This is a genomic window from Micromonospora echinaurantiaca (genome assembly GCF_900090235.1).
Lineage (GTDB): Bacteria > Actinomycetota > Actinomycetes > Mycobacteriales > Micromonosporaceae > Micromonospora > Micromonospora echinaurantiaca.
The window spans coordinates 1,314,734-1,339,518 of record NZ_LT607750.1 but is presented as its reverse complement, the minus strand read 5'-3'; the positions used below and the strand labels follow the sequence as shown (position 1 = coordinate 1,339,518).

Annotated in this window: 24 protein-coding genes; 7 read left to right on the top strand and 17 right to left on the bottom strand. The window is 72.0% G+C overall.

Going from position 1 to position 24,785, the window contains the following annotated elements:
- Positions 1-28: 28 nt before the first annotated feature.
- The 8 genes from GA0070609_RS06190 to GA0070609_RS06155 form a co-directional block, all read right to left on the bottom strand.
- Complete coding sequence (locus GA0070609_RS06190; protein WP_088992911.1) at positions 29-436, bottom strand: metal-sulfur cluster assembly factor; 408 nt, start codon at positions 434-436, stop codon at positions 29-31.
- A complete protein-coding gene (sufU, locus tag GA0070609_RS06185; RefSeq protein ID WP_088992910.1) occupies positions 433-909 on the bottom strand; it encodes a Fe-S cluster assembly sulfur transfer protein SufU in 477 nt (158 codons plus the stop codon). Before sufU ends, GA0070609_RS06190 begins: the two co-directional genes overlap by 4 nt.
- Positions 909-2,213 carry a cysteine desulfurase gene (locus GA0070609_RS06180; RefSeq protein ID WP_088992909.1) on the bottom strand — a complete coding sequence of 435 codons (1,305 nt, stop codon included), beginning with the start codon at positions 2,211-2,213 and terminating at the stop codon, positions 909-911. The genes sufU and GA0070609_RS06180 overlap by 1 nt, the downstream gene beginning before the upstream one ends.
- A gap of 20 nt (positions 2,214-2,233) precedes the next feature.
- A complete protein-coding gene (gene sufC, locus GA0070609_RS06175; protein ID WP_088992908.1) occupies positions 2,234-3,007 on the bottom strand; it encodes a Fe-S cluster assembly ATPase SufC in 774 nt (257 codons plus the stop codon).
- Positions 3,007-3,333 carry a non-heme iron oxygenase ferredoxin subunit gene (locus GA0070609_RS06170; protein ID WP_088992907.1) on the bottom strand — a complete coding sequence of 109 codons (327 nt, stop codon included), beginning with the start codon at positions 3,331-3,333 and terminating at the stop codon, positions 3,007-3,009. The genes sufC and GA0070609_RS06170 overlap by 1 nt, the downstream gene beginning before the upstream one ends.
- On the bottom strand, positions 3,333-4,469 hold the full coding sequence (gene sufD / locus GA0070609_RS06165) for a Fe-S cluster assembly protein SufD (protein ID WP_088992906.1): 1,137 nt from the start codon (positions 4,467-4,469) through the stop codon (positions 3,333-3,335). Before sufD ends, GA0070609_RS06170 begins: the two co-directional genes overlap by 1 nt.
- Positions 4,470-4,604: 135 nt before the next feature.
- A complete protein-coding gene (gene sufB, locus GA0070609_RS06160; protein ID WP_088992905.1) occupies positions 4,605-6,035 on the bottom strand; it encodes a Fe-S cluster assembly protein SufB in 1,431 nt (476 codons plus the stop codon).
- Positions 6,032-6,769, bottom strand: a complete 738-nt coding sequence (locus GA0070609_RS06155; RefSeq protein WP_408630658.1) for a helix-turn-helix transcriptional regulator — start codon at positions 6,767-6,769, stop codon at positions 6,032-6,034. The genes sufB and GA0070609_RS06155 overlap by 4 nt, the downstream gene beginning before the upstream one ends.
- A gap of 170 nt (positions 6,770-6,939) precedes the next feature.
- Here GA0070609_RS06155 and GA0070609_RS06150 point away from each other — a divergent pair, with 170 nt between their 5' ends.
- On the top strand, positions 6,940-7,944 hold the full coding sequence (locus tag GA0070609_RS06150) for a COX15/CtaA family protein (protein WP_408630632.1): 1,005 nt from the start codon (positions 6,940-6,942) through the stop codon (positions 7,942-7,944).
- A gap of 198 nt (positions 7,945-8,142) precedes the next feature.
- On the opposite strand, the gene GA0070609_RS06145 is transcribed toward GA0070609_RS06150, so the two are convergent.
- From GA0070609_RS06145 to GA0070609_RS06135, 3 genes are all read right to left on the bottom strand, one after another.
- A complete protein-coding gene (locus tag GA0070609_RS06145; RefSeq protein WP_088992903.1) occupies positions 8,143-9,063 on the bottom strand; it encodes an ATP-grasp domain-containing protein in 921 nt (306 codons plus the stop codon).
- Positions 9,064-9,065: 2 nt separating this feature from the next.
- Positions 9,066-9,401: a hypothetical protein gene (locus tag GA0070609_RS06140; protein WP_088992902.1), complete on the bottom strand. Its 336-nt coding sequence runs from the start codon at positions 9,399-9,401 to the stop codon at positions 9,066-9,068.
- A gap of 324 nt (positions 9,402-9,725) precedes the next feature.
- Positions 9,726-10,685 (bottom strand): heme o synthase, encoded by a 960-nt coding sequence (locus GA0070609_RS06135; protein ID WP_088992901.1) that lies wholly within the window; start codon positions 10,683-10,685, stop codon positions 9,726-9,728.
- Between the two features lie 267 nt (positions 10,686-10,952).
- On the opposite strand from GA0070609_RS06135, the gene tkt reads away from it, so the two are divergent.
- The 6 genes from tkt to pgl all read left to right on the top strand — a co-directional run bounded on the left by tkt (position 10,953) and on the right by pgl (position 19,598).
- A complete protein-coding gene (gene tkt / locus GA0070609_RS06130) occupies positions 10,953-13,091 on the top strand; it encodes a transketolase (protein WP_088992900.1) in 2,139 nt (712 codons plus the stop codon).
- Positions 13,092-13,106: 15 nt separating this feature from the next.
- On the top strand, positions 13,107-14,285 hold the full coding sequence (gene tal, locus GA0070609_RS06125) for a transaldolase (protein WP_088997527.1): 1,179 nt from the start codon (positions 13,107-13,109) through the stop codon (positions 14,283-14,285).
- A gap of 118 nt (positions 14,286-14,403) precedes the next feature.
- Positions 14,404-16,053 carry a glucose-6-phosphate isomerase gene (locus GA0070609_RS06120; RefSeq protein WP_088992899.1) on the top strand — a complete coding sequence of 550 codons (1,650 nt, stop codon included), beginning with the start codon at positions 14,404-14,406 and terminating at the stop codon, positions 16,051-16,053.
- Positions 16,054-16,055: 2 nt separating this feature from the next.
- The gene (gene zwf / locus GA0070609_RS06115) at positions 16,056-17,606 is read left to right on the top strand and encodes a glucose-6-phosphate dehydrogenase (RefSeq protein WP_088992898.1); all 1,551 of its coding nucleotides are present in this window, start codon (positions 16,056-16,058) and stop codon (positions 17,604-17,606) included.
- Between the two features lie 129 nt (positions 17,607-17,735).
- On the top strand, positions 17,736-18,752 hold the full coding sequence (locus tag GA0070609_RS06110) for a glucose-6-phosphate dehydrogenase assembly protein OpcA (protein WP_088992897.1): 1,017 nt from the start codon (positions 17,736-17,738) through the stop codon (positions 18,750-18,752).
- 81 nt (positions 18,753-18,833) lie between these two features.
- Entirely contained in the window at positions 18,834-19,598 is a 765-nt protein-coding gene (pgl, locus tag GA0070609_RS06105) for a 6-phosphogluconolactonase (protein ID WP_088992896.1), read from the top strand.
- Positions 19,599-19,712: 114 nt separating this feature from the next.
- Here the strand turns inward: pgl and GA0070609_RS06100 are convergent, their stop codons facing one another.
- The 6 genes from GA0070609_RS06100 to whiA form a co-directional block, all read right to left on the bottom strand.
- On the bottom strand, positions 19,713-20,057 hold the full coding sequence (locus GA0070609_RS06100) for an RNA polymerase-binding protein RbpA (RefSeq protein ID WP_088992895.1): 345 nt from the start codon (positions 20,055-20,057) through the stop codon (positions 19,713-19,715).
- A gap of 136 nt (positions 20,058-20,193) precedes the next feature.
- A complete protein-coding gene (secG, locus tag GA0070609_RS06095) occupies positions 20,194-20,454 on the bottom strand; it encodes a preprotein translocase subunit SecG (RefSeq protein WP_088992894.1) in 261 nt (86 codons plus the stop codon).
- Between the two features lie 93 nt (positions 20,455-20,547).
- The gene (gene tpiA, locus GA0070609_RS06090; protein WP_088992893.1) at positions 20,548-21,339 is read right to left on the bottom strand and encodes a triose-phosphate isomerase; all 792 of its coding nucleotides are present in this window, start codon (positions 21,337-21,339) and stop codon (positions 20,548-20,550) included.
- Positions 21,339-22,538: a phosphoglycerate kinase gene (locus tag GA0070609_RS06085; protein ID WP_088992892.1), complete on the bottom strand. Its 1,200-nt coding sequence runs from the start codon at positions 22,536-22,538 to the stop codon at positions 21,339-21,341. Before GA0070609_RS06085 ends, tpiA begins: the two co-directional genes overlap by 1 nt.
- Positions 22,535-23,539, bottom strand: coding sequence for a type I glyceraldehyde-3-phosphate dehydrogenase (gene gap, locus GA0070609_RS06080; protein ID WP_088992891.1), 1,005 nt, complete (start codon positions 23,537-23,539; stop codon positions 22,535-22,537). Before gap ends, GA0070609_RS06085 begins: the two co-directional genes overlap by 4 nt.
- A gap of 264 nt (positions 23,540-23,803) precedes the next feature.
- Complete coding sequence (whiA, locus tag GA0070609_RS06075; RefSeq protein WP_088992890.1) at positions 23,804-24,784, bottom strand: DNA-binding protein WhiA; 981 nt, start codon at positions 24,782-24,784, stop codon at positions 23,804-23,806.
- Position 24,785: the final 1 nt, after the last annotated feature.

Sequence of the window (24,785 nt, the reverse complement as noted above, 5' to 3'; positions counted from 1 at the left end):
GCCGCGCTCGACGGGTGACCGGGAACGGTCAGACGTTGAAGCCGAGCGAGCGGAGCTGGTCGCGTCCCTCGTCGGTGATCTTGTCGGGGCCCCATGGGGGCAGCCAGACCCAGTTGATCCGGATGTCGTTGACCAGGCCGCCGCCCGGGCCAGTGGTCAGCGCCTGCCGGGCCTGGTCCTCGATCACGTCGGTGAGCGGGCAGGCCGCCGAGGTGAGCGTCATGTCCAGGGTGGCGACGTTGTCGTCGTCGACGTGCACGCCGTACACCAGGCCGAGGTCGACCACGTTGATGCCCAGCTCGGGGTCGACGACGTCCTTCATCGCCTCCTCGATGTCGGCGACGGCGGCCTTGCCGCCCGCCGCGCCGGCGACCGGCGTGCCCGCGGCACCCTCGGCCGGCGGCGTCGCCGCGGTGGCGGTGTCCTCGCTACTCATGCCTTTACCTCCGAAGGGCTCGCGCCCACGCCGGCGCGTGCCGCGGCGTCCTTGAACGCCATCCACGGCAGCAGCGCGCACTTCACCCGGGCCGGGTAGCGGGCGACACCCGCGAACGCCACCCCGTCGCCGAGCACGTCCTCGTCCGGCGTGACCTGACCACGACCGGACATCAACTGCACGAACGCCTCGTGCACCTGGAAAGCTTCCCCGGCCCGCCGACCGTTCAGCAGCTCGTGCAGCACGCTCGCCGACGCCTGGCTGATCGAGCAGCCCATGCCGTCGTACGAGACGTCGTGCAGCACGTCGCCGTCGGTGGCGACCCGCACGGTGACCTCGTCGCCGCAGGTGGGGTTGACGTGGTGCGCCTCAGCCACCCGGTCCGCCGGGTCGTCGGCGTCGCGCAGGCCACGCCCGTGCGGGTGCTTGTAGTGGTCCAGGATGATCTCCTGGTAGAGCTGGTCGAGCTGCATCAGTCGAACACCTTCCGCACCTGCTCCAGGCCCGCCACCAGGGCGTCGATCTCCTCGGTGGTGGTGTAGAGGTAGAACGAGGCCCGCGTGGTGGCCGGCACGCCGAACCGGGTGCAGACCGGGCGGGCGCAGTGGTGGCCGACCCGTACCTGCACGCCGAGCGAGTCGAGCACCTGCCCCACGTCGTGCGGGTGCACGTCGCCGAGGGCGAACGAGATCGTCCCGCCCCGGCCCACCGGCACGGTCGGCCCGAAGATCCGCAGCCCGGGCACCGTGGCGAGGGCGTCCAGCGCGTACGCCGTCAGCTCCTTCTCGTGCCACTGGATGGCCCGCATGCCGATGCCGCCGAGGTAGTCCACGGCGGCGCCGAGCGCGACCGCCTCGGCGATCGGCGGGGTGCCCGCCTCGAACCGGGCCGGCGGCGCGGCGAAGGTCGAGCCCGCCATCGCCACCGTCTCGATCATCGAGCCGCCACCGAACACCGGCGGCATCGCCGCCAGCAGCTCGGCCCGCCCCCAGAGCACGCCGATGCCGGTCGGCCCGCACATCTTGTGCCCGGTGAAGACGATGAAGTCGGCGTCGTAGTCGACGACGTCCATCGGCATGTGCGGCACCGACTGCGAGCAGTCCAGCAGCAGCAGCGCCCCCACCTCGCGGACCCGCGCGGTGATCCGCGCGGTGGCGTTGACCGTGCCGAGGATGTTCGACATGTGCACCAGCGAGACGATCTTCGTCCGCTCGGTGACCAGGTCGTCCAGCCCCGACTCGTCCAGCCGTCCCTGGTCGGTCACCGGGAACCAGCGCAGGGTCGCGCCGGTGCGCTCGCAGAGCAGCTGCCACGGGACGATGTTCGAGTGGTGCTCCATCTCGGAGATCACCACCTCGTCGCCGGGGCCGAGCCGGAACCGCGGGTCGCCGTCCGGGCGCAGCGAGGCGTTCGAGAAGGCGTACGCCACGATGTTGATCGCCTCGGTGGAGTTCTTGGTGAACACCACCTCGTCCACGCTCGGCGCGTTGATGAACGCGGCCACCTTGGCCCGGGCGCCCTCGTACGCCTCGGTTGCCTCGGTGCCCAGCGTGTGCACCGAGCGGGACACGTTGGCGTTGTGCAGCGCGTAGTGCTCGGCGAGCACGTCCAGCACCTGCCGCGGCTTGTGCGAGGTGTTGGCGCTGTCGAGATAGACCAGCCGGTGCCCGTTGACCTCCCGGTCGAGGATCGGGAAGTCGGCGCGCACCTTGGCCACGTCGTAACGCGGCACGTCGTCGTACTGCGGCATCCCGGGCGGGATCGCGATGGTGGTCATCTCAGCGACCCTTCCGCGCCTCAGGCCCGCGCCGAACCGGCCCCGGCGACGTACCGCTCGTAGCCCTCTTCCTCGAGCTTGTCGGCCAGCTCCGGGCCGCCCTGCTCGACGATCCGGCCGGCGACGAAGACGTGCACGTGGTCCGGCTTGATGTAGCGCAGGATCCGGGTGTAGTGGGTGATCAGCAGCAGGCCGGTGTCGCCGGTGTCGCGGACCCGGTTGACCCCCTCGCTGACCACGCGCAGGGCGTCGACGTCGAGCCCGGAGTCGGTCTCGTCGAGGACGGCCATCTTCGGCTTGAGCAGCTCCAGCTGCACGATCTCGTGCCGCTTCTTCTCACCGCCGGAGAAGCCCTCGTTGACGTTGCGCTGGGCGAACGCCGGGTCCATCTGGAGGCGCTCCATCGCACCGCGCAGCTCGCCGCCCCAGGTGCGCAGCTTCGGCGCCTCGCCGTCGATGGCGGTCTTGGCGGTGCGCAGGAAGTTGGCCACCGAGACGCCGGGCACCTCGACCGGGTACTGCATGGCCAGGAAGAGGCCGGCGCGGGCCCGCTCGTCGACGGACATGGCCAGCACGTCCTCGCCGTCGAGGGTCACCGAGCCGCCGGTGATCTCGTACTTCGGGTGGCCGGCGATCGAGTAGGCCAGGGTGGACTTGCCGGAGCCGTTCGGGCCCATGATCGCGTGGGTCTCGCCCGAACGGACGGTCAGGTCGACCCCGGCCAGGATCGGCTTGAGCTCACCCTCGGGCAGCTTGACCGACACCTTCAGGTCGCGGATCTCCAGGGTGCTCATTATCGGGTCACTCCATTGCTCGGCGTGAGGCTGACGTAGATGTCCCCGTCACGGACCTCGACGGGGTAGACGGGTACGGGTTCGGTGGCGGGCAGCCCGGTCGGCTCGCCGGTGCGCAGGTCGAAACGGGAACCGTGCAGCCAGCATTCCAGCGTGCAGCCGTCGACCTCGCCCTCGGAGAGGGCGACCGCGGCGTGCGAGCACTCGTCGTAGGCGGCGTAGAACTCGCCGTCCTCGCCGTGCACCAGCGCGATCTGGGTGCCGTCGACGTCCGCGCTGATCGCGGTCCCCTTCGGCACGTCCTCGGTGGAACAGATCCGGATCATCAGGCGCCCGCCTTGGCCAACCGGTCCTCGATGGCGTCGCCGAGCCGCTCGCGCAGCTCCTCGACCGGGATCTTGTTGATCAGCTCGGCGAAGAACCCGCGCACCACCAGCCGGCGCGCCTCGGCCTCCGGGATGCCCCGGGCCATCAGGTAGAACAGCTGCTCGTCGTCGAACCGACCGGTTGCGCTCGCGTGGCCGGCGCCGGCGATCTCGCCGGTCTCGATCTCCAGGTTCGGTACGGAGTCCGCCCGCGCGCCGTCGGTGAGCAGCAGGTTCCGGTTGATCTCGTACGTGTCGGTGCCGGTCGCCTCGGCCCGGATCAGCACGTCGCCCACCCAGACGGTGCGCGCGCTCTCGCCCTGCAGGGCGCCCCGGTAGCCGACGTAGCTGCGGCAGTCCGGCACCGCGTGGTCGACCAGCTGCCGGTGCTCCAGGTGCTGGCCCGAGTCGGCGAAGTAGAGCCCGTACAGCTCGGCCTCGCCACCCCGGTCGGTGTACTCCACGCTGGTGTACTGCCGCACCAGGTCGCCGCCGAGGCTGACCTGGACGTGGATCACCCTGGCGTCCCGGCCCAGCTTGACCTTGAGGTGCTGAGCCTGCACCGCGTCGTCGGCCCAGTCGGCGATGGTGACCAGGGTCAGCTTCGCCCCGTCCCCGACGGCCACCTCGACGTTGTCGGCCAGCGTGGCGCTGCCCTGCTGATCGAGCACCACGGTCGCCTCGGCCAGCGGCTGCACGTCCAGCAGGATGTGCTGGTAGGCGAGCGCGTCGCCCTGCCCCCGGGCCTCGATGGAGACCATGTCCGCCAGCACGGCCTCCCGCGCCACGGTCACCACCAGGGCCTTGTCGAAACCGCTCCACGCCTGGGCGCTGAGCCGGTCGAAGGGCACCAGCACCCGGCCGAGCCGGGCGTCGTCGCGCTCCACCCACTCGGCGGTGACGCCGTCGGGCGACCACACCTGGGTGACGACCTGCCCGGCCGACGCCCCGGCGCCGTCGAGCAGGCCGCGCAGGCGCTTGAGCGGGGTGAACCGCCATTCCTCCTCCAGGCCGGTCAGGGCCGGGAAGTCGGCGACGTCGTACGAGCGGAGCGCCTGCGATTTGGTGCTGGGCGGCGCGGAAGCCTGGGTAGTCATCTCTTCCTTGGTCTGTTCTGCGACGACGGTGTCATTAACTGGAGGGTCGGTCGGTGTTCGTGCGCCCCGGCCAGACAGGTCGGCGTTCGCGCGGCTCCGCAAAGCGGGTCGGGCTGGTCGCCGGCCGGGTCGGGGTCAGCCGACCGCGCCCTCCATCTGGAGCTCGATCAGGCGGTTGAGCTCCAGGGCGTACTCCATCGGGAGCTCCTTGGCGATCGGCTCGATGAAGCCGCGCACGATCATCGCCATCGCCTCGTCCTCGCTCAGGCCCCGGCTCATCAGGTAGAAGAGCTGGTCCTCGCTGACCTTGGAGACGGTCGCCTCGTGCCCCATCGACACGTCGTCCTCACGGATGTCGACGTACGGGTAGGTGTCGGAGCGGGAGATGGTGTCGACCAGCAGCGCGTCGCACTTCACCGTGCTGGCGCTGTGGTGCGAGCCCTCCAGCACCTGCACCAGGCCCCGGTACGAGGTGCGGCCGCCGCCCCGGGCGATCGACTTGGAGACGATGGTGCTGCTGGTGTGCGGCGCGGCGTGCACCATCTTGGCGCCGGCGTCCTGGTGCTGGCCCTCACCGGCCATCGCCACCGAGAGCACCTCGCCCTTGGCGTGCTCGCCGGTCATGTAGACCGCCGGGTACTTCATGGTGACCTTGGAGCCGATGTTGCCGTCGATCCACTCCATGGTCGCGCCCTCGTGGCAAACGGCGCGCTTGGTGACCAGGTTGTAGACGTTGTTCGACCAGTTCTGGATGGTCGTGTAGCGGCACCGGGCGTTCTTCTTGACGATGATCTCCACGACCGCGCTGTGCAACGAGTCGGAGGAGTAGATGGGCGCGGTGCAGCCCTCGACGTAGTGCACGTACGCACCCTCGTCGACGATGATCAGCGTCCGCTCGAACTGGCCCATGTTCTCCGTGTTGATCCGGAAGTAGGCCTGCAGCGGGATCTCCACGTGCACGCCCTTCGGCACGTAGATGAACGAGCCACCGGACCAGACGGAGGTGTTCAGCGCGGCGAACTTGTTGTCACCGACCGGAATCACCGTGCCGAAGTACTCCTTGAACAGGTCCTCGTGCTCCTTGAGGGCGGTGTCGGTGTCAAGGAAGACGACACCCTGCTCCTCCAGGTCCTCGCGGATCTTGTGGTAGACCACCTCGGACTCGTACTGGGCCGCCACACCGGCGATCAGCCGCTGCTTCTCGGCCTCCGGGATGCCCAGCTTGTCGTAGGTGTTCTTGATGTCCTCGGGCAGGTCCTCCCAGCTGGTGGCCTGCTTCTCGGTGGACCGGACGAAGTACTTGATGTTGTCGAAGTCGATCCCGGTGAGGTCGGCGCCCCAGGCCGGCATGGGCTTGCGGTCGAACAGCCGCAGGCCCTTCAGCCGCAGGTCGAGCATCCAGGCCGGCTCGTTCTTCTTGGCCGAGATGTCCCGCACCACCGCCTCGTTGAGGCCGCGCTGGGCGGAGGACCCGGCGACGTCCGGGTCGGCCCAGCCGTACTCGTAGCGGCCCAGGGCGGCGAGCTGCTCCTCCTGGGTCAGGGGCTGGACGATCTGCTCGGTCATCTATCTGTCCTCACAGTGGTGACGGTCTTACCGGACTGGGCACGCCCCGGCTGGGTCGGGATGTGCGTGGTGCACACCCCGTCGCCGTGCGCGATGGTGGCCAGGCGCTGTACGTGGGTGCCGACCAGACGGGAGATCACCGCGGTCTCGGCCTCGCACAGCTGGGGAAACTCGGCGGCCACGTGCGCCACCGGGCAGTGGTGCTGGCAGAGCTGGCCACCCGAGGCGATCGTGGACGCGTTGGCAGCGTAGCCCTCGGCGGTCAGCGCGGCGGCGAGCGCCTCCGCCCGGGCCAGCGGGTCGTCGCCGGCGTCCTCCATCGCCGTGCGGCAGCGCGCCTCGAGGGCGGCGACCTGCTCGGCGGCGAACGCCTCGACGGCCGTCGAACCGCCGTTGCGGGCGATCCAGCGCAGCGCGGCGGTGGCCATGTTGTCGTAGTGGTGGGTGCCGCAGCGGACCCGGGCCGCGTCGGTCAGCAGGAACACCTTGGCCGGGCGACCACGGCCGCGGTGGCCGCGCACGGTCTGCTCGCGGGCGACCACGTCACCCTCGGCGAGCATCGCGTCGAGGTGCCGGCGGATCGCCGCCGGGCTGAGCCCGAGCGCCGAACCGAGCTGCGCGGCGGTGGTGGCGCCCCGCTCCAGCAGCAGCTGGGTGACCCGGTCACGGGTGGAGACATCCGAGGCGGACGCGGACTTCGACAACTCCAGCTCGGCGCGTCTGACGCCGCGCAGCGACCTGGAGCCGTCGCCGGCGACCGAAGCGGTCGCCGGCTGGTGCCCGGAGAGGCCCGCCGCGTTTTTCACAACGCCAACGTTACGTAATTCGCTGGAGGCCCGCAAACCCGGGTGCCGGTGATCCGAACCACCGTCCGGGCGGAGTCGCACGCTCCTCGATCACTACGGTGCGTAGGATTTGCGCCGTGAAGCGTCCTGTCCGGTCCCCGGCCCCCGCCGCGCCGCAACGCCTGCTCGCCCGGTTTCCGGTCTCCGCCGCCCTGCTGCGTCGACTCGCCCTCGCGTCCATCATCGCGAACGTCGGGATCGTGGTCACCGGCGGGGCCGTCCGACTGACCGCCTCCGGCCTCGGCTGCCCCACCTGGCCGCGGTGCACCGACGCCTCCTACGTCGCCACGTCGGAGATGGGCGTGCACGGGGCGATCGAGTTCGGCAACCGGCTGCTCACCTTCGCGGTGGGCATCATCGCGGCGGCGGTGGTGCTGGCGGTGCTGCTGCACCGGCCCCGGCGCCCCGGACTGCTGCCGCTCGCGGTCGCCGTCCTGTTCGGCATCCCGGCCCAGGCCGTGATCGGCGGGTTCACCGTGCTGAGCAACCTGAACCCCTGGGTGGTCGGGCTGCACTTCCTCGCCTCGATGGTGGTGATCGCGGCCGCGTACGCCCTCTGGCGGCGGATCAAGGATCCGGACGCGCCGGCGGTGCCGGTAGTGCCCGCCCCGCTGCGCGCCCTGACGCTGCTCACCACGCTGGCCAGCGCGGCGGTGCTCGTGGTCGGCACCTGGGTGACCGGCAGCGGCCCGCACGCGGGCGACCAGGGGGCCAAGCGCAACGGGCTGGACCCGGAGACCATCTCGCAGGTGCACGCCGACGGGGTGTTCCTGCTGATCGGGCTCTCGGTGGCGCTGATCTTCGCGTTCCGGGCGGTGGGCGCCCGACGCGCCGAGCGGGCCGCCGTGGTGCTCGTCGCAGTGGAACTCGGGCAGGGCCTGATCGGCTTCGTGCAGTACTTCACCCACCTGCCCGCGGTGCTGGTCGGCGCGCACATGCTCGGCTCCTGCCTGGTGCTGCTGGCCATGCTCTCGGTGCTCTGGTCGACCCGGGAACGCCGCCCGCTCCCCGCCGAGCCGACCGCCGCCACCCCGGCCGCCGAACCGGTCCCCGCCACCGCCTGACCCAGGCGCCACCAGATCCGCGATGTGGCGGCCTCCCGCGCCGTCGAGAGCCCCACATCCGGGATGTTGCGGCCTCCCCCGCCCGCCGAAACCACCACATCCGGGATGTTGCGGCCTCCCCCGCCCGGCGGATGTGAGCCGGCCCCGCCGGTCCGCGTGGGCGGACCGGCGGGGCCGGGTGAGGGTGTCTGGCGCCGGTCAGGGGCGGCGGTCCAGGTGGGTGCGGATGGCGGCGGCCAGGCGCTCGGGAGCGCCCTCGGCGTGGCCCAGGAAGAGCGACGGCTCGGTCAGCTCCAGCTCGACCAGGACCGGCGCGCCGTCCGCGCCCGGGATCAGGTCGACCCGGGCGTAGAGCAGCCGCTCCGCGCCGCCCGGCACCGCCGCCAGGGTCTTCTCCGCCACCGCCAACTGTTCCTCGGTGGCGGTGCGTGCGCAGATCTCCTCGGGCTTGTAGAGCCCCTCCACGCCCAGGTCCGGGCCGGTGAGCATCGGACCCTTGCGGATCGCGTGGCTGAACGCCAGGCCGTCCGGGCCGGCCAGGAAGAGCAGCGCGGTCTCGCCGGCGCTGTCCACCGCCCGCAGGTACGGCTGGACCATGGTCACCCGACCGGCGGCGGAGAGCCGCCGCACGTGCGCCACGGCCAGTTCCCGGTGCTCGGGGTCGGCCAGGTCGTACCGGCCGGTGTCCTGGCTGCCCGCGCTCACCGCCGGCTTGATCACGTACTCGCCGGAGTCGGCGAGCGGCTGCCAGCTCTCCCCCGGCGCGACCCAGGACGTGGGCACGGTGGGCACCCCGGCGGCGGAGAGCTCGGCCAGGTAGCGCTTGTCGGTGTTCCAGCGCACCACGTCGGCCGGGTTGGCCAGCGTCGGGACGGTGGCGGCCCAGGCGACGAACTCGTCGCGGCGCAGCGCGTAGTCCCACGGGGAGCGGAGCACGGCCAGGTCGTAGCCGGCCCAGTCGACGGCCGGGTCGTCCCAGACCGCCGGCTCGGCGGTGACGCCGTGCCGGGCCAGCGGGGCGAGCACCAGCCGGTCGTCCGGGTCGAGGTCGCGCAGTTCGGTGCAGGTGACGAGAGCGACCCGGGGTTCCCCCCGGGTCGACTGGTGGTGGTCGGTCAAGGTCAGCGGGCCATCGTGCGTCGGGCCATCGACCGCCAGAGGTCGTTGCTCGGACGCATCTGGTCCATCAGCTCACGCTCCCAGGCGTTCTCGACCGCGACCCCAGCCTTGGCGCAGGCCTGCCGCGCGACGACGGTGTCGTCGGCGAACTGGTCGCCCCACGCGCCGTCCGCGCCCACCAGGACGATGCGCGCGCCCCGCTTGCCGACGTACTCGATGACCGCCTTCGCGCCGCCGTGCCCGGCGGCGAACGACTTGATCCCCGCGACCAGGCCGTTGGGGGCCTGCTCGGGAGCGGTCTGCTCGGCCGTCAGCGTCGTATCGGAACCATCTGCCATGACGCGAAGCCTAAGCAGACTTCCACCCAGGCGGGCGAGAACCATGAACCTTTTGTGATGCCAATTACCTCTAGGTTTAAGGAGAACCACAGGTGATTCGCCCGGTTATATCCGGACTTCCGCTGGCAAAGTGGCCCGGCAAACCACCCCGGGTCGGCACAGGTTGAGCCGGTCGGACTCATGACGACAGTCACCCTGATGTGACATGAAACCCGGACAACTCATCTATGATGATGATTTGTCGAGCCAGCTAGCGCCCCGGGAAGCCGTCTCGCTCCGTCGGCGGGAGCCACCGAGCAGCGGCCTCCGGCCGGCCGCCGTGGGTCAGATCAGGGCGTCCAGCGCGACGGCCGCGAAGAGGAGGGTCAGGTACGTCGTCGACCAGTGGAACAGCCGCATCGGCTTGACCGCCAGCCCCCGGGCGCTCCGGCGGGCCAGCTTGTGCGCCTCGACGAGGAAGATGGCGCCGACGACCACGGCGGGCACCCCGTAGACCAGGCTCATCCCCAGCGGCCAGACCGCCAGCGAGGACGCCACGGTCAGCCAGGCGAAGATGACGATCTCGGCGTTCACCCGGCGGGCGGAGGCCACCACCGGCAGCATCGGGATGCCGGCTCGGGCGTAGTCGTCCTTGTACTTCATCGCCAGCGGGTAGAAGTGCGGCATCTGCCAGAAGAAGACCACCGCGAACAGGGCCCACGCCGCCGGCGCCAGCGACCCGGTCACCGCCGCCCAGCCGATCAGCACCGGCGCCGCCCCGCAGGCGCCGCCCCAGAACGTGTTCGCCGTCGTGGTGCGCTTGAGCCAGAGGGTGTAGACGACGTCGTAGTAGACGATCGCGGCGAGGGTGAGCCCGGCGGCCAGCAGGTTGGTGAACGCCGCCATCAGCGCCACCGACACCGCGGCCAGCACCAGCCCGAAGATCAACGCGTTGCGCGGGGTCACCGTGTGCGCCGGCAGCGGGCGGCGCTTGGTGCGCCGCATCAGCTGGTCGATGTCCCGGTCGATGTAGCAGTTGATGACGCTGGCCGCGCCGGCCGCGAGCGAGCCGCCGACCAGCACCACGGCGACCAGCCAGAGCGACGGCAGGCCGCCGTCCGCGAGCATCATCGCCGGCACGGTGGTGACCAGCAGCAGCTCGACGATCCGCGGCTTGGTCAGCGTGACGTACGCCGACAGCACCGCCCGGACGTCCCGCGGCGCGGCCACCGCCTCCTTGCCCCCCGTGCGCACCGGCTGCTGCCCGGCAGGGGTGCTGACGGGGCGGTCGGTGATCATGCTCACGGATTGCCACCTTCCGGCGTCGGCAGGGGAGGTCGGGTCGGCCGGGCCCGGTTCGGGTCCACACACCGCCCCACACACTACGCGCTGTCGTTTTGGCTGCCCGGCCGACCCGGCAACGGTGCGAGCCGTCACACCGTCGCGGGATCGAACGTCGATCCGCCCGGACACGTACAGACCAGCATGCAGAGATCCCCGGGCGGACGTTTAGGACCGCTCGATAGGGTCATCAGTGAGGGTTCCGCCCATCTGCCGAGGAGCACAACGATCGTGGCTGCCAACCGTCCCGAGCACCCCGCACTGAACTGGTCCGACCTCGACCGCCGGGCCGTCGACACCGTCCGCGTGCTGGCCATGGACGCCGTGGAGAAATCCGGCAACGGCCACCCGGGCACCGCGATGAGCCTGGCGCCCGCGGCGTACCTGCTCTTCAACCGGGTGATGCGGCACAACCCGGCCGACCCGAACTGGCCCGGCCGGGACCGTTTCGTGCTCTCCGCCGGCCACTCCAGCCTCACCCTCTACATCCAGCTCTTCCTCTCCGGCTACCCGCTGAGCCTGGAGGACCTGCAGTCGCTGCGGCAGTGGGGCTCGCTGACCCCGGGCCACCCGGAGCACGGGCACACCCCCGGCGTGGAGACCACCACCGGGCCGCTCGGCCAGGGCATGGGCAACGCGGTCGGGATGGCCATGGCGGCCCGCCGCGAGCGCGGCCTGTTCGACCCGGAGGCCGAGCCGGGCGCCTCGGTCTTCGACCACGACATCTGGTGCATCGCCTCCGACGGCGACATCGAGGAGGGCATCAGCCACGAGGCCAGCGCGCTCGCCGGGCACCAGCAGCTGGGCAACCTCTGCGTGATCTACGACGACAACGAGATCTCCATCGAGGACGACACCCGGATCGCCAAGAGCGAGGACGTCGCGGCCCGCTACGAGGCGTACGGCTGGCACGTGCAGACGGTCGACTGGCGCCGCGGCGACGCCGACCAGGGTGACTACCACGAGGACGTGGAGGCGCTCTACCAGGCGCTGCTGGCGGCGAAGGCGGAGACCGGCCGCCCCTCCTTCATCGCGCTGCGCACCATCATCGGCTGGCCCGCCCCCAACAAGCAGAACACCGGCAAGATCCACGGCTCGGCCCTCGGCGCCGACGAGGTGGCCGCCACCAAGCAGATCCTCGGCTTCGACCCGCAGCGCACCTTCGAGGTGGACGAGGAGGTCCTCGCGCACGCCCGCCAGGTGATGGAGCGCGGCGCGGCGGCCCAGCGCGAGTGGACCGGGGCGTTCGACACCTGGGCGCAGGGCAACCCGGAGCGCCGGGCGCTCTGGGACCGGCTGGCCAGCCGGACGCTGCCGCAGGGCTGGGCGGACGCCCTGCCGGAGTTCCCGGCCGACGCCAAGGGCATCGCCACCCGGGCCGCGTCCGGCAAGGTGCTGGAGGCGCTCGCGCCGGTGCTGCCGGAGCTGTGGGGTGGTTCGGCCGACCTGGCCGAGAGCAACAACACCACGATGAAGGGCGAGCCCTCCTTCATCCCGGCCACCCACGCCACCAAGGACTTCCCCGGCCACGAGTACGGCCGCACGCTGCACTTCGGCATCCGCGAGCACGCCATGGGCGCGATCCTCAACGGCATCGCGCTGCACGGCGGCACCCGCCCGTACGGCGGCACCTTCCTGGTGTTCAGCGACTACATGCGGCCGTCCGTCCGGTTGGCCGCACTGATGAAGCTGCCGGTGGTCTACGTCTGGACGCACGACTCGATCGGCCTCGGCGAGGACGGCCCCACCCACCAGCCGGTGGAGCACCTGACCGCGCTGCGGGCGATCCCGGGCCTGGACGTGGTCCGCCCGGCCGACGCGAACGAGACGGCCTGGGCCTGGCGGCAGGCGCTGGAGCACACCGACCGGCCGACCGCGCTGGCGCTCAGCCGCCAGGCGCTGCCGACCTTCGACCGGTCGACGCTGGCCGGCGCCGAGGGGGTGGCGAAGGGCGGCTACGTGCTGGCCGAAGCGTCCACCGGCAAGCCGCAGGTGATCCTCGTCGGCACCGGCTCCGAGGTGCAGCTCTGCCTGACCGCGCGGGAGCGGCTGGAGGCGGACGGCACGCCCACCCGGGTCGTGTCGATGCCCTGCCAGGAGTGGTTCGCCGAGCAGGACGAGGCGTACCGGGAGTCGGTGCTGCCGCGCGGGGTAAAGGCACGGGTGAGCGTGGAGGCGGGCATCGCCATGTCCTGGCGCGCGATCGTCGGCGACTGCGGCGAGAGCGTCAGCCTGGAGCACTACGGGGCGAGTGCCCCGCACTCCGTGCTCTTCGAGCAGTTCGGGTTCACTCCCGACCGGATCGTGGCCGCCGCGCACGCGGCACTGACCCGGGTGGGCGACATCACCGGTTTCACCACCGGCAACTGAGGGAGCGTGGACGGCATGACGGACAGGCTGGGTGAGCTCAGCGCCGCAGGCGTGGCGATCTGGCTCGACGATCTTTCCAGGACGCGACTGAGCTCGGGCGGGCTGGACCAGCTCCGCCGGGAGATGCACCTGGTCGGGGTGACCTCCAACCCGACCATCTTCGCCAAGGCGCTGAGCGACGCGGACGAGTACAACTGGCAGCTCAAGGACCTCGCCATCCGTGGGGTGGACGTCGAGGAGGCCGTCCGCATGCTCACCACGTACGACGTGCGGTGGGCCTGCGACGTGATGCGGCCGGCGTACGACGCCACCGGCGGGGTGGACGGCCGGGTCTCCATCGAGGTGGACCCGCGGCTGGCGCACGAGACGGACAAGACCGTCGCCGAGGCCGGCGCGCTGTGGTGGCTGATCGACCGGCCCAACCTCTTCATCAAGATCCCCGCCACCGAGGCGGGCCTGCCGGCGATCACCGCCACTCTGGCCCAGGGGATCAGCGTCAACGTGACCCTGATCTTCGGGCTGGACCGCTACTCCCAGGTGATGGAGGCGTTCCTGGCCGGCCTGGAGCAGGCGAAGGCGAACGGGCACGACCTGTCCAAGATCGGCTCGGTGGCGTCCTTCTTCGTCTCCCGGGTCGACACCGAGGTCGACAAGCGGCTGGAGAAGATCGGCTCCGAGCAGGCCAAGGCGCTGCGGGGCAAGGCCGCCGTGGCCAACGCCCGGCTGGCGTACGAGCGTTACGGCAAGGTCTTCTCCTCCGACCGCTGGCAGGCCCTGGCCGACGCCGGGGCGCACCCGCAGCGGCCGCTGTGGGCCTCCACCTCGACCAAGAACCCGGACTACCGGGACGTCATCTACGTCGAGGAGCTGATCGCACCGGGCACCGTCAACACCATGCCGGAGCCGGTGATCCACGCGTACGCCGACCACGGCGAGACCAGCGCCGACACCGTCACCGGCGCGTACGACGACGCCCGCAAGGTCTTCACCGACCTGGAGTCGGTGGGCGTCGACATGGCCGACGTGATCGCGGTGCTGGAGCGCGAGGGCGTGGAGAAGTTCGAGGCCAGCTGGCTGGAGCTGATCGACGGCGTCCGCAAGTCGCTGGCCGCCGCCGGGCAGGGCACCGGGCACCCCGGCCGGGCCGCCAAGGACAACGCCCAGGCCGCGCAGCAGGCGGGAGGCAACGCGTGAGCGAACAGACGGACCGGCCCGGCGCGGGGCGGAACGCGGGTGGTGTCATGAGCGAGCGAATCATCAGGTTCAACGCGAAGGTGCCTCATGGCGGCACGCAGCGAAGCGGAGTGCTGTCATGAGCGACCTGTTGGCGGGGCCGGTCGAGGCGGCCGCCGGGATCGCGGTGCACGGGGCGGACGCGGTCGACCGGTCGGCCCCCGCCTCCACCCGGCAGGCGCTGGTCGCCAACGGCGTACCGGGCCGGCTGGCCGCGAAGGACGCCACCCTGTGGGGTCCCGACGCCGAGGCCGAGGCGAAGATCCGGCTCGGCTGGGTGGACACCCACCGCCGTAGCCGCGAACTGCTCCCCCAGCTCGCCGAGCTGAAGGCGGAGCTGGCCGACCTGGACCACGTGGTGCTCGCCGGGATGGGCGGCTCCTCGCTGGCCCCCGAGGTCATCGCGCGCACCCTCGGCAAGCAGCTGACCGTGCTGGACACCACCGACCCGGGGCAGGTCCGGGCGGCGCTGGCCGACCGGCTGGAGCGCACCGTGGTGGTGGTGGCCAGCAAGTCCGGCTCGACGGTGGAGACCGACAGCCACCGCCGCGCGTACTGGCAGGCGTTCCTCGACGCCGGGATGACCGAGGCGGAGGCCGGCCGGCACTTCGTCATCGTCACCGACCCGGGATCGCCGCTGGAGCAGACCGCCGCCGAGATGGGCGCGATCGCCGTGCTGGCCGACCCGAACGTGGGCGGCCGGTACTCGGCGCTGACCGCGTTCGGGCTGGTCCCGTCCGCACTGGCCGGGGTCGAGGTGGTCGAGCTGCTGGACGAGGCCGAGGCGCTGTTCTCCTCGTTCGGCCGGGACGGCGACAACCCGGGCCTGGCGCTCGGCGCCGCGCTCGGCGCGGCGGCCACCATGGGCCGGGACAAGGTCGCGCTGATCGCCGACGGCACCGGCATCGACGGACTGGGCGACTGGGCCGAGCAGCTGATCGCCGAGTCCACCGGCAAGGCCGGGGTCGGCATCCTCCCGGTGGTCGTCGAGTCGCCGCAGAGCCCGGGCGCCACCGGGCCGGACGTGCTCGCCGTGACCTACGGCGGCGCGCTGGGCGCCGGCCAGATGCCCGGCGGCGGCGCTACGCCGGACGTGGCGGTCAACGGGCCGCTCGGCGCCCAGTTCCTGACCTGGGAGTACGCCACCGCGGTCGCCGGCGTGGTGCTCGGCATCGACCCGTTCAACCAACCCAACGTCACCGAGAGCAAGGAGAACACCAACAAGATCCTGGCCTCCGGTGCGCCGGCGGAGACGCCGTCGTTCACCGAGGGCGCGATCGAGGTGTACGCCCCGGCGGGCGCTCCGGGCGACCTGGCCGGCGTGCTGCGCTGGCTGGTGGACGGGCTGGGTGACGACGGCTACCTGGCGGTGATGGCGTACCTCGACCGGTTCGCCGACGCCGACGCGGCCCGGCTGCGGCCGTTGCTCGCCGGCGCCGCCGGGCGCCCGGTCACCTTCGGCTGGGGTCCGCGGTTCCTGCACTCCACGGGGCAGTACCACAAGGGCGGCCCGCAGGTCGGCAGCTACCTGCAGCTGACCGGCGCGGTCACCGACGACCTGCCGGTGCCGGGCAAGCCGTACACCTTCGGCGAGTTGCAGGCGGCGCAGGCCGCCGGCGACCGGCAGGCACTGGCCGGCCGGCAGCGCCCGGTGCTGCGGTTGCACCTGACCGACCGGTCGGCGGGGCTGGCCCAGCTGCTCGATGCGACGGGGGCGCTGCGGGCGTGACGATGGACGACGTGGACCGGGCGGAGCGAGGAGGCGGCGTGAACCCGCTGCGCGACCCGCAGGACCGGCGGCTGCCGAGGATCCCGGAGCCGTGCGCTCTGGTGATCTTCGGCGTCACCGGCGACCTGGCCCGGAAGAAGTTGCTCCCGGCGGTGTACGACCTGGCCAACCGCGGTCTGCTGCCACCGGGTTTCGTGGTGCTCGGGTTCGCCCGGCGGGACTGGGGCGACGGCGACTTCGAGACCCTGGCCTGCGAGGCGGCGAAGAAGCACGCCCGCACCCCGTGGCGGGAGGAGGTCTGGGCGCGGCTGGCCGGCAACATCAAGTTCGTCGGCGGCTCGTTCGACGACGACGCCGCCTTCGACCACCTGGCCCGCTGCCTGGACGAGCTGCGCCAGTCGCACGGCATCCCCGGCAACGCGGCCTTCTACTTCTCCATCCCACCGGCCGCGTTTCCGGTGGTGCTCAAGCAGCTGGCCCGGACCGGGCTGGCCGACAACGAGAAGTCGGGCGGCTGGCGCCGGGTGGTGGTGGAGAAGCCGTTCGGCCACGACCTGCCCTCGGCGAAGGCGCTCAACGACCTGGTCGACGACGTCTTCACCCGCCGGGACGTCTTCCGGATCGACCACTACCTGGGCAAGGAGACGGTCCAGAACATCCTCGCCCTGCGGTTCGCCAACAACCTGTTCGAGCCGCTGTGGAACTCCAAGTACGTCGACTCGGTGCAGATCACCATGGCCGAGGACGTCGGCATCGGCACCCGGGCCGCGTTCTACGACTCGGTCGGCACCGCCCGCGACGTGCTCCAGAACCACCTGCTCCAGCTGCTGGCGCTGGTGGCGATGGAGGAACCGACCAGCTTCGACGCCGACGAGATCCGCACCGAGAAGCTCAAGGTGCTCAAGGCGATCACGCTGCCCAGGGACGTCTCCCAGGGCACCGTGCGGGGCCAGTACCTGCCGGGCTGGGTGGGCGGCCAGCGGGCGGTGGGCTACCTGGACGAGGAGGGGGTCCCGCCGGACTCCACCACGGAGACGTACGTGGCGGTGCGGCTGGGCATCCAGAACCGGCGCTGGGCCGAGGTGCCGTTCTACATCCGGGCCGGCAAGCGGCTGCCGCGGCGGGTCACCGAGGTGGCCATCATGTTCAAGCGGGCGCCGCACCTGCCGTTCAACCCGGCGGACATGGAGTCGCTGGGCAACAACCAGCTGGTCATCCGGGTGCAGCCGGACGAGGGCGTGGTGCTGAAGTTCGGCGCCAAGGTGCCGGGCACCACGATGGAGGTCCGCGACATTGCGATGGACTTCCAGTACGGCGAGGCGTTCACCGAGTCCAGCCCGGAGGCGTACGAGCGGCTGGTGCTGGACGTGCTGATCGGCGACCGCACCCTCTTCCCGGACGCCGCCGAGGTCGAGCAGAGCTGGCAGGTCGTGGACCCGCTGGAGCACGCCTGGGCGGGCACCAAGCCGGAGCCGTACCGGGCCGGCGAGTGGGGTCCGCGGGCCGCCGACGAGATGCTGGCCCGCGAGGGCCGCGCCTGGCGGCGCGCATGAGCGAGCGCAGCGAGCGAATCATCAGGCTCAGCGCGACGGTGCCTCATGGCGGCACGCAGCGCAGCGGAGTGCCGGCATGAGCGAGCAGAGCGAGCGAATCATCAGGCTCGGACGGACCGGGAGGCTCCAGTGATCGGCCTGTGGGACACCACCGGCAACGAGGTGGTCAAGGCGCTGGCCGCCGAGCGTCGCAGCGCCGGCGGGGTGGCCAGCGGGATGGCCCTGACGCTGATCGTGGTGGTGGACGAGAAGCGGGTCCGCGAGGCGGAGGCGGCCGCGACCATAGCGTCCGCCGCCCACCCGTGCCGCCTGGTGGTGGTGGTCCGCGCCGACGTCGAACGGGACCGCAACCGGCTGGACGCGGAGATCGTCGTCGGTGGCCGGCTCGGCCCCGGCGAGGCGGTGGTCACCCGGATGTACGGCCGGCTCGCGCTGCACGCCGAGTCGGTGGTGATGCCGCTGCTCGTGCCGGACGTGCCGGTGGTGACCTGGTGGCACGGCGAGCCGCCGGAGGAGATCGCCACCGACTTCCTCGGGGTGGTGGCCGACCGGCGGATCACCGACACCGCGCAGGCCGTGGATCCGATCGAGGCGCTGCGGCAACGCGCCCGGGACTACGCGCCCGGCGACACCGACCTGGCCTGGACCCGGATCACCCCGTGGCGCACGCTGGTGGCCGGTGCGTTCGACACCACGCAGGCGCGGGTCACCGAGGCGACCGTGGTCGCGCCGGGCAGCGACCCGACGGCGGCGTTGATGATCGGCTGGCTGGGCAGCCGGCTCGGCATCACCCCGCGCTGGCAGACCACCGACCAGTTCCCCCGGATGCGTGAGGTGCAGCTGCGCTGCGCCAACGGCGACGAGCTGACGCTGACCCGGGACGACAGCGTCGCGACGTTCCGCCGGACCGGCCAGGACGATCGCCAGCTGCCGCTGGTGCGCCGGCCGCTCGGCGACGAGCTGGCCGAGGAGCTGCGCCGGCTCGACGCCGATCAGGTGTACGCGGAGGCGCTCGGCGCCGCCGCCGGGCTGACCGGGCTGGAACAGCGCCCGGGCCAGCGGGTGCACGTCTGGAAGGACCCGGCCACCGCGCAGCGCGCCGAGGCCGGGGTCACCGCGCACGCTGACATGAGCGCCGAGCACTGAGCACCCCGACGGCCGCCGTACGGCCGGGATCGGGGATGACGGACAGCGACCGCCGGGCGGTCGGGAAACGAAGGCACACGGATGAGTGAGGTGAGTGTCGCCGTCCACGCCGACGCCGATCTGCTGGCGCAGACCGTGGCGGCTCGGCTGGTGGTGCGGCTGCTCGACGCGCAGGCCGCGCGGGGGCAGGCGGCGATGGTGCTGACCGGCGGGCGGATCGCCGCGGCGGTCTACCGGGCGGTGGCGGCGCTGCCGGCCCGGGACGCGGTGGACTGGTCCCGGGTGGACGTCTGGTGGGGCGACGAGCGGTTCCTGCCGGTTGGCGACCCGGAGCGCAACGAGACCCAGGCGCGGGCGGCGCTGCTTGACGCCGTGCCGCTGGACCCGGCCCGGGTGCACCCGATGCCGCCGTCCGACGCCGGCGCCGACCCGGAGGAGGCGGCCGCCCGGTACGCCGCCGAGCTGGCCGCCGCGGCCCGGCCGGGCACGGCCCTGCTCCCCCACTTCGACGTGCTGCTGCTCGGCGTCGGCGAGGACGGGCACGTGGCCTCGGTCTTCCCGGAGCACCCGGTGCACTACGAGAGCCGGCCGGTCAGCGCGGTACGGGGCAGTCCGAAGCCGCCGCCGGTGCGGACCACCCTCACCCTGCCGGCGATCAACACCGCCGAGGAGGTCTGGCTGGTGGCCAGCGGGGCGGACAAGGCCCACGCGGTGGGGATGGCGCTGGCCGGCGCGGGGCCGGTGCAGTTGCCGGCGGCCGGGGTCCAGGGCACCAGCCGTACCCTCTGGCTGCTGGACCGGTCCGCGGCTGCCGACGTGCCGGCCCGGCTGCGCAGCCTCCGCTGACCGGGCTGGGCCCGGCGGCGAAGGCCCACTTCGGGTGGAGCGGCGGCCCGGATTCGAGCGGGTTCGGTTTTCCCGCCGGCGAGGACGCCCGCGGACCGGTCGGCCGGGTTCCGGTCAGCCGGTGCCGCGGCGGCGGCGCAGCTCGGCGAGCGCCTCGGCCAGGATGGCCTCGCCCTCGGCGTCGGTGCGCCGCTCCTTCACGTACGCCAGGTGGCTCTTGTAGGGCTCGGAGCGCACCCGGCCGGGCGGGTTCTGCGCGTCCTGGCCGGCCGGGTAGCCGCAGCGCGGGCAGTCCCAGACCGGGGGCGCCTCCGCCTCGGCGGCGATCCGGATCTGGGTGTGGTGCCCGTTGCGGCACCAGTAGGTGACCGGCCGGCAGGGGGCCGGCTCGTAGCGCTCGGCGGGGCGTTCGGGCACGGACCCGACCCGCGAGCCGCGGATGACGTGGCCGTTCGGCACGGCTGCTCGCTCCTGTCGTCGGAGGGGACCGCCGCTCAGGAGGGCGGCGGGCGACGCGGTGCAGCGGGGTGAAACGGACTGCGCGCGGCCCGTCGGGGGACGGACCGCGCGCAGATTGTACGACTTGACGGGCGACTCAGGCGGCGCCGTCGAGTTGCAGCCGGAGCCAGAGGCCGAGCCCGACGATGCAGGCGAACCAGACAATACCCACCAGAACGGTGTAGCGGTCCAGGTTCTTCTCGGCCACCGACGACCCCGCCAGGCTGGAGCTGACGCCGCCGCCGAACATGCTCGACAGCCCGCCACCCTTACCTCGGTGGAGCAGGATCAGCAGGGTGAGCAGGACGCTCGTGATGATCAGCAACACGATCAACGTGTATGCGAACCAGATCGGCATGGCTGGGGTCAGTCCTCTCGTAGCGATCCTCGCCCGGCAGGTCGGGCACGCGGCACCGACCGGCGGACGGGCGGAGTCAAGGATAGCGAGCGATCAGCGGGCGATGTGCTCCGGGAACCGGCAGATCTGCGCGAATTCCTCGGCGTCGAGGCTCGCCCCGCCGACCAGGGCCCCGTCCACGTCCGGCTGCGCCATGATCGCGGCGACGTTGGACGCCTTGACCGAGCCGCCGTAGAGGATCCGGACCTGGTCAGCGGTCTCCTGACCGAAGGTCTCGACCAGCCGGGTGCGGACCGCGCCGCACACCTCCTGGGCGTCCTCCGGGGTGGCCGTCTTGCCGGTGCCGATCGCCCAGACCGGCTCGTACGCGACCACCACCCGGGTGACCTGCTCCGGGGTCAACCCGTTCAGCGCGCCGTCGAGCTGGTCGCAGCAGTGCGGCACGTGCTCGCCCCGCTCGCGGACCTCCAGCCCCTCCCCCACGCAGAGGATCGGGGTCAGCCCGTGGGTCAACGCGGCCTGCACCTTGGCGTTGACGATCGCGTCGTCCTCGTTGTGGAAGGCCCGCCGCTCGGAGTGCCCGACCACCACGTAGGTGCAGCCCAGCTTCGCCAGCATCGGGCCGGCGATGTCGCCGGTGTAGGCCCCGGACGGGTACGGCGAGAGGTCCTGCGCGCCGTAGCCGATCAGCAGCTTGTCGCCGTCCACGGCGGTCTGCACCGTGCGCAGGTCGGTGTACGGCGGCAGCACCACCGTCTCCACCTCGCTGAGCTGCTTCTCGGTGAGGCTGGCCGCCAGCTTCTGCACCAGCAGGTTCGCCTCGAGGTGGTTCAGGTTCATCTTCCAGTTGCCGGCCATCAAAGGCCGGCGGGTGGCGCTCGCCATCACTTCTCCAGGGCCGCGATGCCGGGGAGGGTCTTGCCCTCCAGGTATTCCAGGGAGGCGCCGCCGCCGGTGGAGATGTGCCCGAACGACGACTCGTCCAGGCCCAGCGCCCGCACCGCCGCCGCGGAGTCACCGCCACCGACCACGGTGAACGCGCCGGACTTGGCGATCGCCTCGGCGACCCCGCGGGTGCCGTTGGCGAAGGCCGGCATCTCGAACACGCCCATCGGGCCGTTCCAGAAGATCGTCTTCGCGCCCTTGAGCGCGGCGGCGAACCCGGCCACCGTCTCCGGGCCGATGTCCAGCCCGACCCGCTTGCTCGGGATCCCGTCGGCCGGCACGGTGTCGTGCGCGGCGTCCGGGGCGAACGCGTCCGCGGCCACCACGTCGACCGGGAGCAGGATCTTCCCGCCGGACCGCTCGATCAGGTTGCCGCAGGTCTCGACCATGTCCTCCTCGAGCAGCGAGCTGCCCACCTCGTGGCCCTGGGCCTTGAGGAAGGTGAAGCACATGCCGCCGCCGATGAGCAGCCGGTCGACCGTGGGCAGCAGCGCCTCGATCACGGCGAGCTTGTCGGAGACCTTGGAACCGCCGAGCACCACCACGTACGGGCGGGCCGGGTCGCCGGTGAGGGTGGAGAGCACCTCCACCTCGCGCAGCACCAGCCGGCCGGCGAAGTGCGGCAGCCGGGCCGGCACGTCGTAGACGCTGGCGTGCTTGCGGTGCACCGCGCCGAAGGCGTCGTCGACGTAGGCGTCGCCGAACGCGGCGAGCTGGTCGGCGAAGCCGCCCCGCTCGGCCTCGTCCTTGCTGGTCTCGCCCGCGTTGAAGCGCAGGTTCTCCAGCAGCGCGACCTCGCCGTCGGCGAGCGCGTCCACGGTGGACCGGGCGGAGTCGCCGACCGTGTCGGTGGCGAAGTGCACCGGGGCGCCGAGCAGCTCGCCGAGCCGCCCGGCGACCGGGCGGAGGCTGAACGCCGGGTCCGGCGAGCCCTTCGGGCGGCCCAGGTGCGAGCAGACGACCACCTTCGCGCCGGCCCCGGTGAGCGCGCTCAGGGTCGGCAGCACCGCGCGGATCCGGCCGTCGTCCGTGATGTCGCCGGACTGCTTGTCGAGCGGGACGTTCAGGTCGGCGCGCACCAGCACGCGCCGACCCGACACCCCCTCGGCGAGCAGGTCGTCGAGGGTCCGGATGCTCACAGCGACTGACCCACCAGCTTGACCAGGTCCACCAGGCGGTTGGAGTAGCCCCACTCGTTGTCGTACCAGCCGACGACCTTGACCTGGTTGCCGACCACCTTGGTCAGCGGCGCGTCGAAGATGCACGACGCCGGGTCGGTCACGATGTCGGTGGAGACGATCGGGTCCTCGTTGTAGACCAGGATGCCCTTGAGCGGCCCGTCGGCGGCCGCCTTCATCGCGGCGTTGACCTCGTCGACAGTGGTCTCCCGGTTGAGGTTCACGGTCAGGTCGGTGGTCGACCCGGTGGGGATCGGCACCCGCAGCGCGTAGCCGTCCAGCTTGCCCTTCAGCTCCGGCAGCACCAGCCCGATCGCCTTCGCCGCACCGGTCGAGGTCGGCACGATGTTCAGCGCGGCGGCCCGGGCCCGGCGCAGGTCCTTGTGCGGGGCGTCCTGCAGGTTCTGGTCCTGGGTGTACGCGTGGATGGTGGTCATCAGGCCGTGCTGGATGCCGAACGTGTCCTGCAGGACCTTCGCCATCGGGGCGAGGCAGTTGGTGGTGCAGGACGCGTTGGAGATGATGGTGTGCTTGGCCGGGTCGTACTGGTCCTGGTTGACGCCCATCACCACGGTGACGTCCTCGTTCTTCGCCGGCGCGGAGATGATGACCTTCTTGGCCCCGCCGTCGATGTGCGCCTTCGCCTTGGTGGCGTCGGTGAAGAAGCCGGTGGACTCGATGACGACGTCCGCGCCGACCTCGCCCCACGGCAGCTTCGCCGGGTCCTTCTCGGCGTACGCCTTGATGGTCTTGCCACCCACGGTGATCTCGTCGGCGGTGGCCTTGACCTCCTGCGGGAGGCGACCAAGGATGCTGTCGTACTTGACAAGGTGGGCGAGCGTCCCGTTGTCGGTCAGGTCGTTGACCGCCACGACCTCGACGTCAGCGCCGGACGCCAGCACTGCCCGGAAGAAGTTGCGGCCGATCCGGCCGAAGCCGTTGATGCCAACCCGGATGGTCACAGGTCCCATCTCCTCGCGTTCTGTCCGCCGGCGTGGGATCACCGCCGGCGAAGTGGTGTGCGCCGACCGTTGGAGCCGGCCGTTGACGGTTCATCTCGGCCACCCCGCCGCGGTCGTTGGAGACCTGACCGCCCGAGGCGGTGAGCACGGCGAGGAGAACCGGTGCCGGCCCCCTTGCCGTACGCAGCGACCTTATCCGAGCACACGGCGGCGCGCTGCGTCGGGTGGTGATCCCGCACGCGACCGCGACGCCTCACCGTCCTATCAGACCACGAGCATGTCGGGCGTGACGGCCGCTTCGGTATCCGGGATGCCCAGGTCCCGGGCCCGCTTGTCGGCCAGCGCCAGCAGCCGGCGGATCCGGCCGGCGATGGCGTCCTTGGTCAGCGGCGGGTCGGCCAGCGCGCCCAGTTCCTCCAGCGAGGCCTGCCGGTGCTCCAGCCGCAGCCGGCCGGCCGAGGTGAGGTGGTGCGGCGCGTCGTCGGCGAGGATCTCCAGGGCCCGGGTCACCCGGGCGGCGGCGGCGACGGCGGCCCGCGCCGAGCGGCGCAGGTTGGCGTCGTCGAAGTTGGCCAGCCGGTTCGCCGTGGCCCGCACCTCGCGGCGCACCCGCCGCTCCTCCCAGGCCAGCACGCTGGAGTGCGCCCCGATCCGGGTGAGCAGCGCGGCGATCGCGTCGCCGTCCTTGACCACCACCCGGTCCACGCCGCGCACCTCGCGGTTCTTGGCGGTGATGCCGATTCGCCGGGCCGCGCCGACCAGGGCCAGCGCCGACTCCGGGCCGGGGCAGGTAATCTCCAGCGCGCTGGAGCGGCCCGGCTCGGTCAGCGAGCCGTGCGCCATGAACGCCCCGCGCCAGGCCGACACCGCGCAGCACACGTTCGCCGCGACCACGTGCGGCGGCAGCCCGCGCACCGGCCGGCCGCGCACGTCGAGCAGGCCGGTCTGCCGGGCCAGCGCCTCGCCGTCCTTGACCACCCGGACGATGAAGTGGCTGCCCTTGCGCAGCCCGCCCGAGGCGAGCACGTGGATCTCGCTGGGGTAGCCGTAGACCTCCGCGATCTCCCGCCGCAGTCGCCGGGCCACCGCACCGGTGTCGAGTTCCGCCTCCACGACCACGCGGCCGGAGACGATGTGCAGCCCACCGGCGAACCGGAGCAGCGCCGCCATCTCCGCCCGCCGGCAGCAGGGCTTGGGCACGTCGACCCGACTCAGCTCGTCCTTGACCGCCGCCGTCATCGCCATT

Excerpts from the sequence above, each read along its gene's own strand:
- GA0070609_RS06190 (WP_088992911.1), bottom strand. The coding sequence starts at position 436 with ATGAGTAGCGAGGACACCGCCACCGCGGCGACGCCGCCGGCCGAGGGT.
- sufU (WP_088992910.1), bottom strand. The coding sequence starts at position 909 with ATGCAGCTCGACCAGCTCTACCAGGAGATCATCCTGGACCACTACAAG.
- GA0070609_RS06180 (WP_088992909.1), bottom strand. The coding sequence starts at position 2,213 with ATGACCACCATCGCGATCCCGCCCGGGATGCCGCAGTACGACGACGTG.
- sufC (WP_088992908.1), bottom strand. The coding sequence starts at position 3,007 with ATGAGCACCCTGGAGATCCGCGACCTGAAGGTGTCGGTCAAGCTGCCC.
- GA0070609_RS06170 (WP_088992907.1), bottom strand. The coding sequence starts at position 3,333 with ATGATCCGGATCTGTTCCACCGAGGACGTGCCGAAGGGGACCGCGATC.
- sufD (WP_088992906.1), bottom strand. The coding sequence starts at position 4,469 with ATGACTACCCAGGCTTCCGCGCCGCCCAGCACCAAATCGCAGGCGCTC.
- sufB (WP_088992905.1), bottom strand. The coding sequence starts at position 6,035 with ATGACCGAGCAGATCGTCCAGCCCCTGACCCAGGAGGAGCAGCTCGCC.
- GA0070609_RS06140 (WP_088992902.1), bottom strand. The coding sequence starts at position 9,401 with ATGGCAGATGGTTCCGATACGACGCTGACGGCCGAGCAGACCGCTCCC.
- tal (WP_088997527.1), top strand. The coding sequence starts at position 13,107 with ATGACGGACAGGCTGGGTGAGCTCAGCGCCGCAGGCGTGGCGATCTGG.
- GA0070609_RS06120 (WP_088992899.1), top strand. The coding sequence starts at position 14,404 with ATGAGCGACCTGTTGGCGGGGCCGGTCGAGGCGGCCGCCGGGATCGCG.
- zwf (WP_088992898.1), top strand. The coding sequence starts at position 16,056 with ATGGACGACGTGGACCGGGCGGAGCGAGGAGGCGGCGTGAACCCGCTG.
- pgl (WP_088992896.1), top strand. The coding sequence starts at position 18,834 with ATGAGTGAGGTGAGTGTCGCCGTCCACGCCGACGCCGATCTGCTGGCG.
- secG (WP_088992894.1), bottom strand. The coding sequence starts at position 20,454 with ATGCCGATCTGGTTCGCATACACGTTGATCGTGTTGCTGATCATCACG.
- tpiA (WP_088992893.1), bottom strand. The coding sequence starts at position 21,339 with ATGGCGAGCGCCACCCGCCGGCCTTTGATGGCCGGCAACTGGAAGATG.
- whiA (WP_088992890.1), bottom strand. The coding sequence starts at position 24,784 with ATGGCGATGACGGCGGCGGTCAAGGACGAGCTGAGTCGGGTCGACGTG.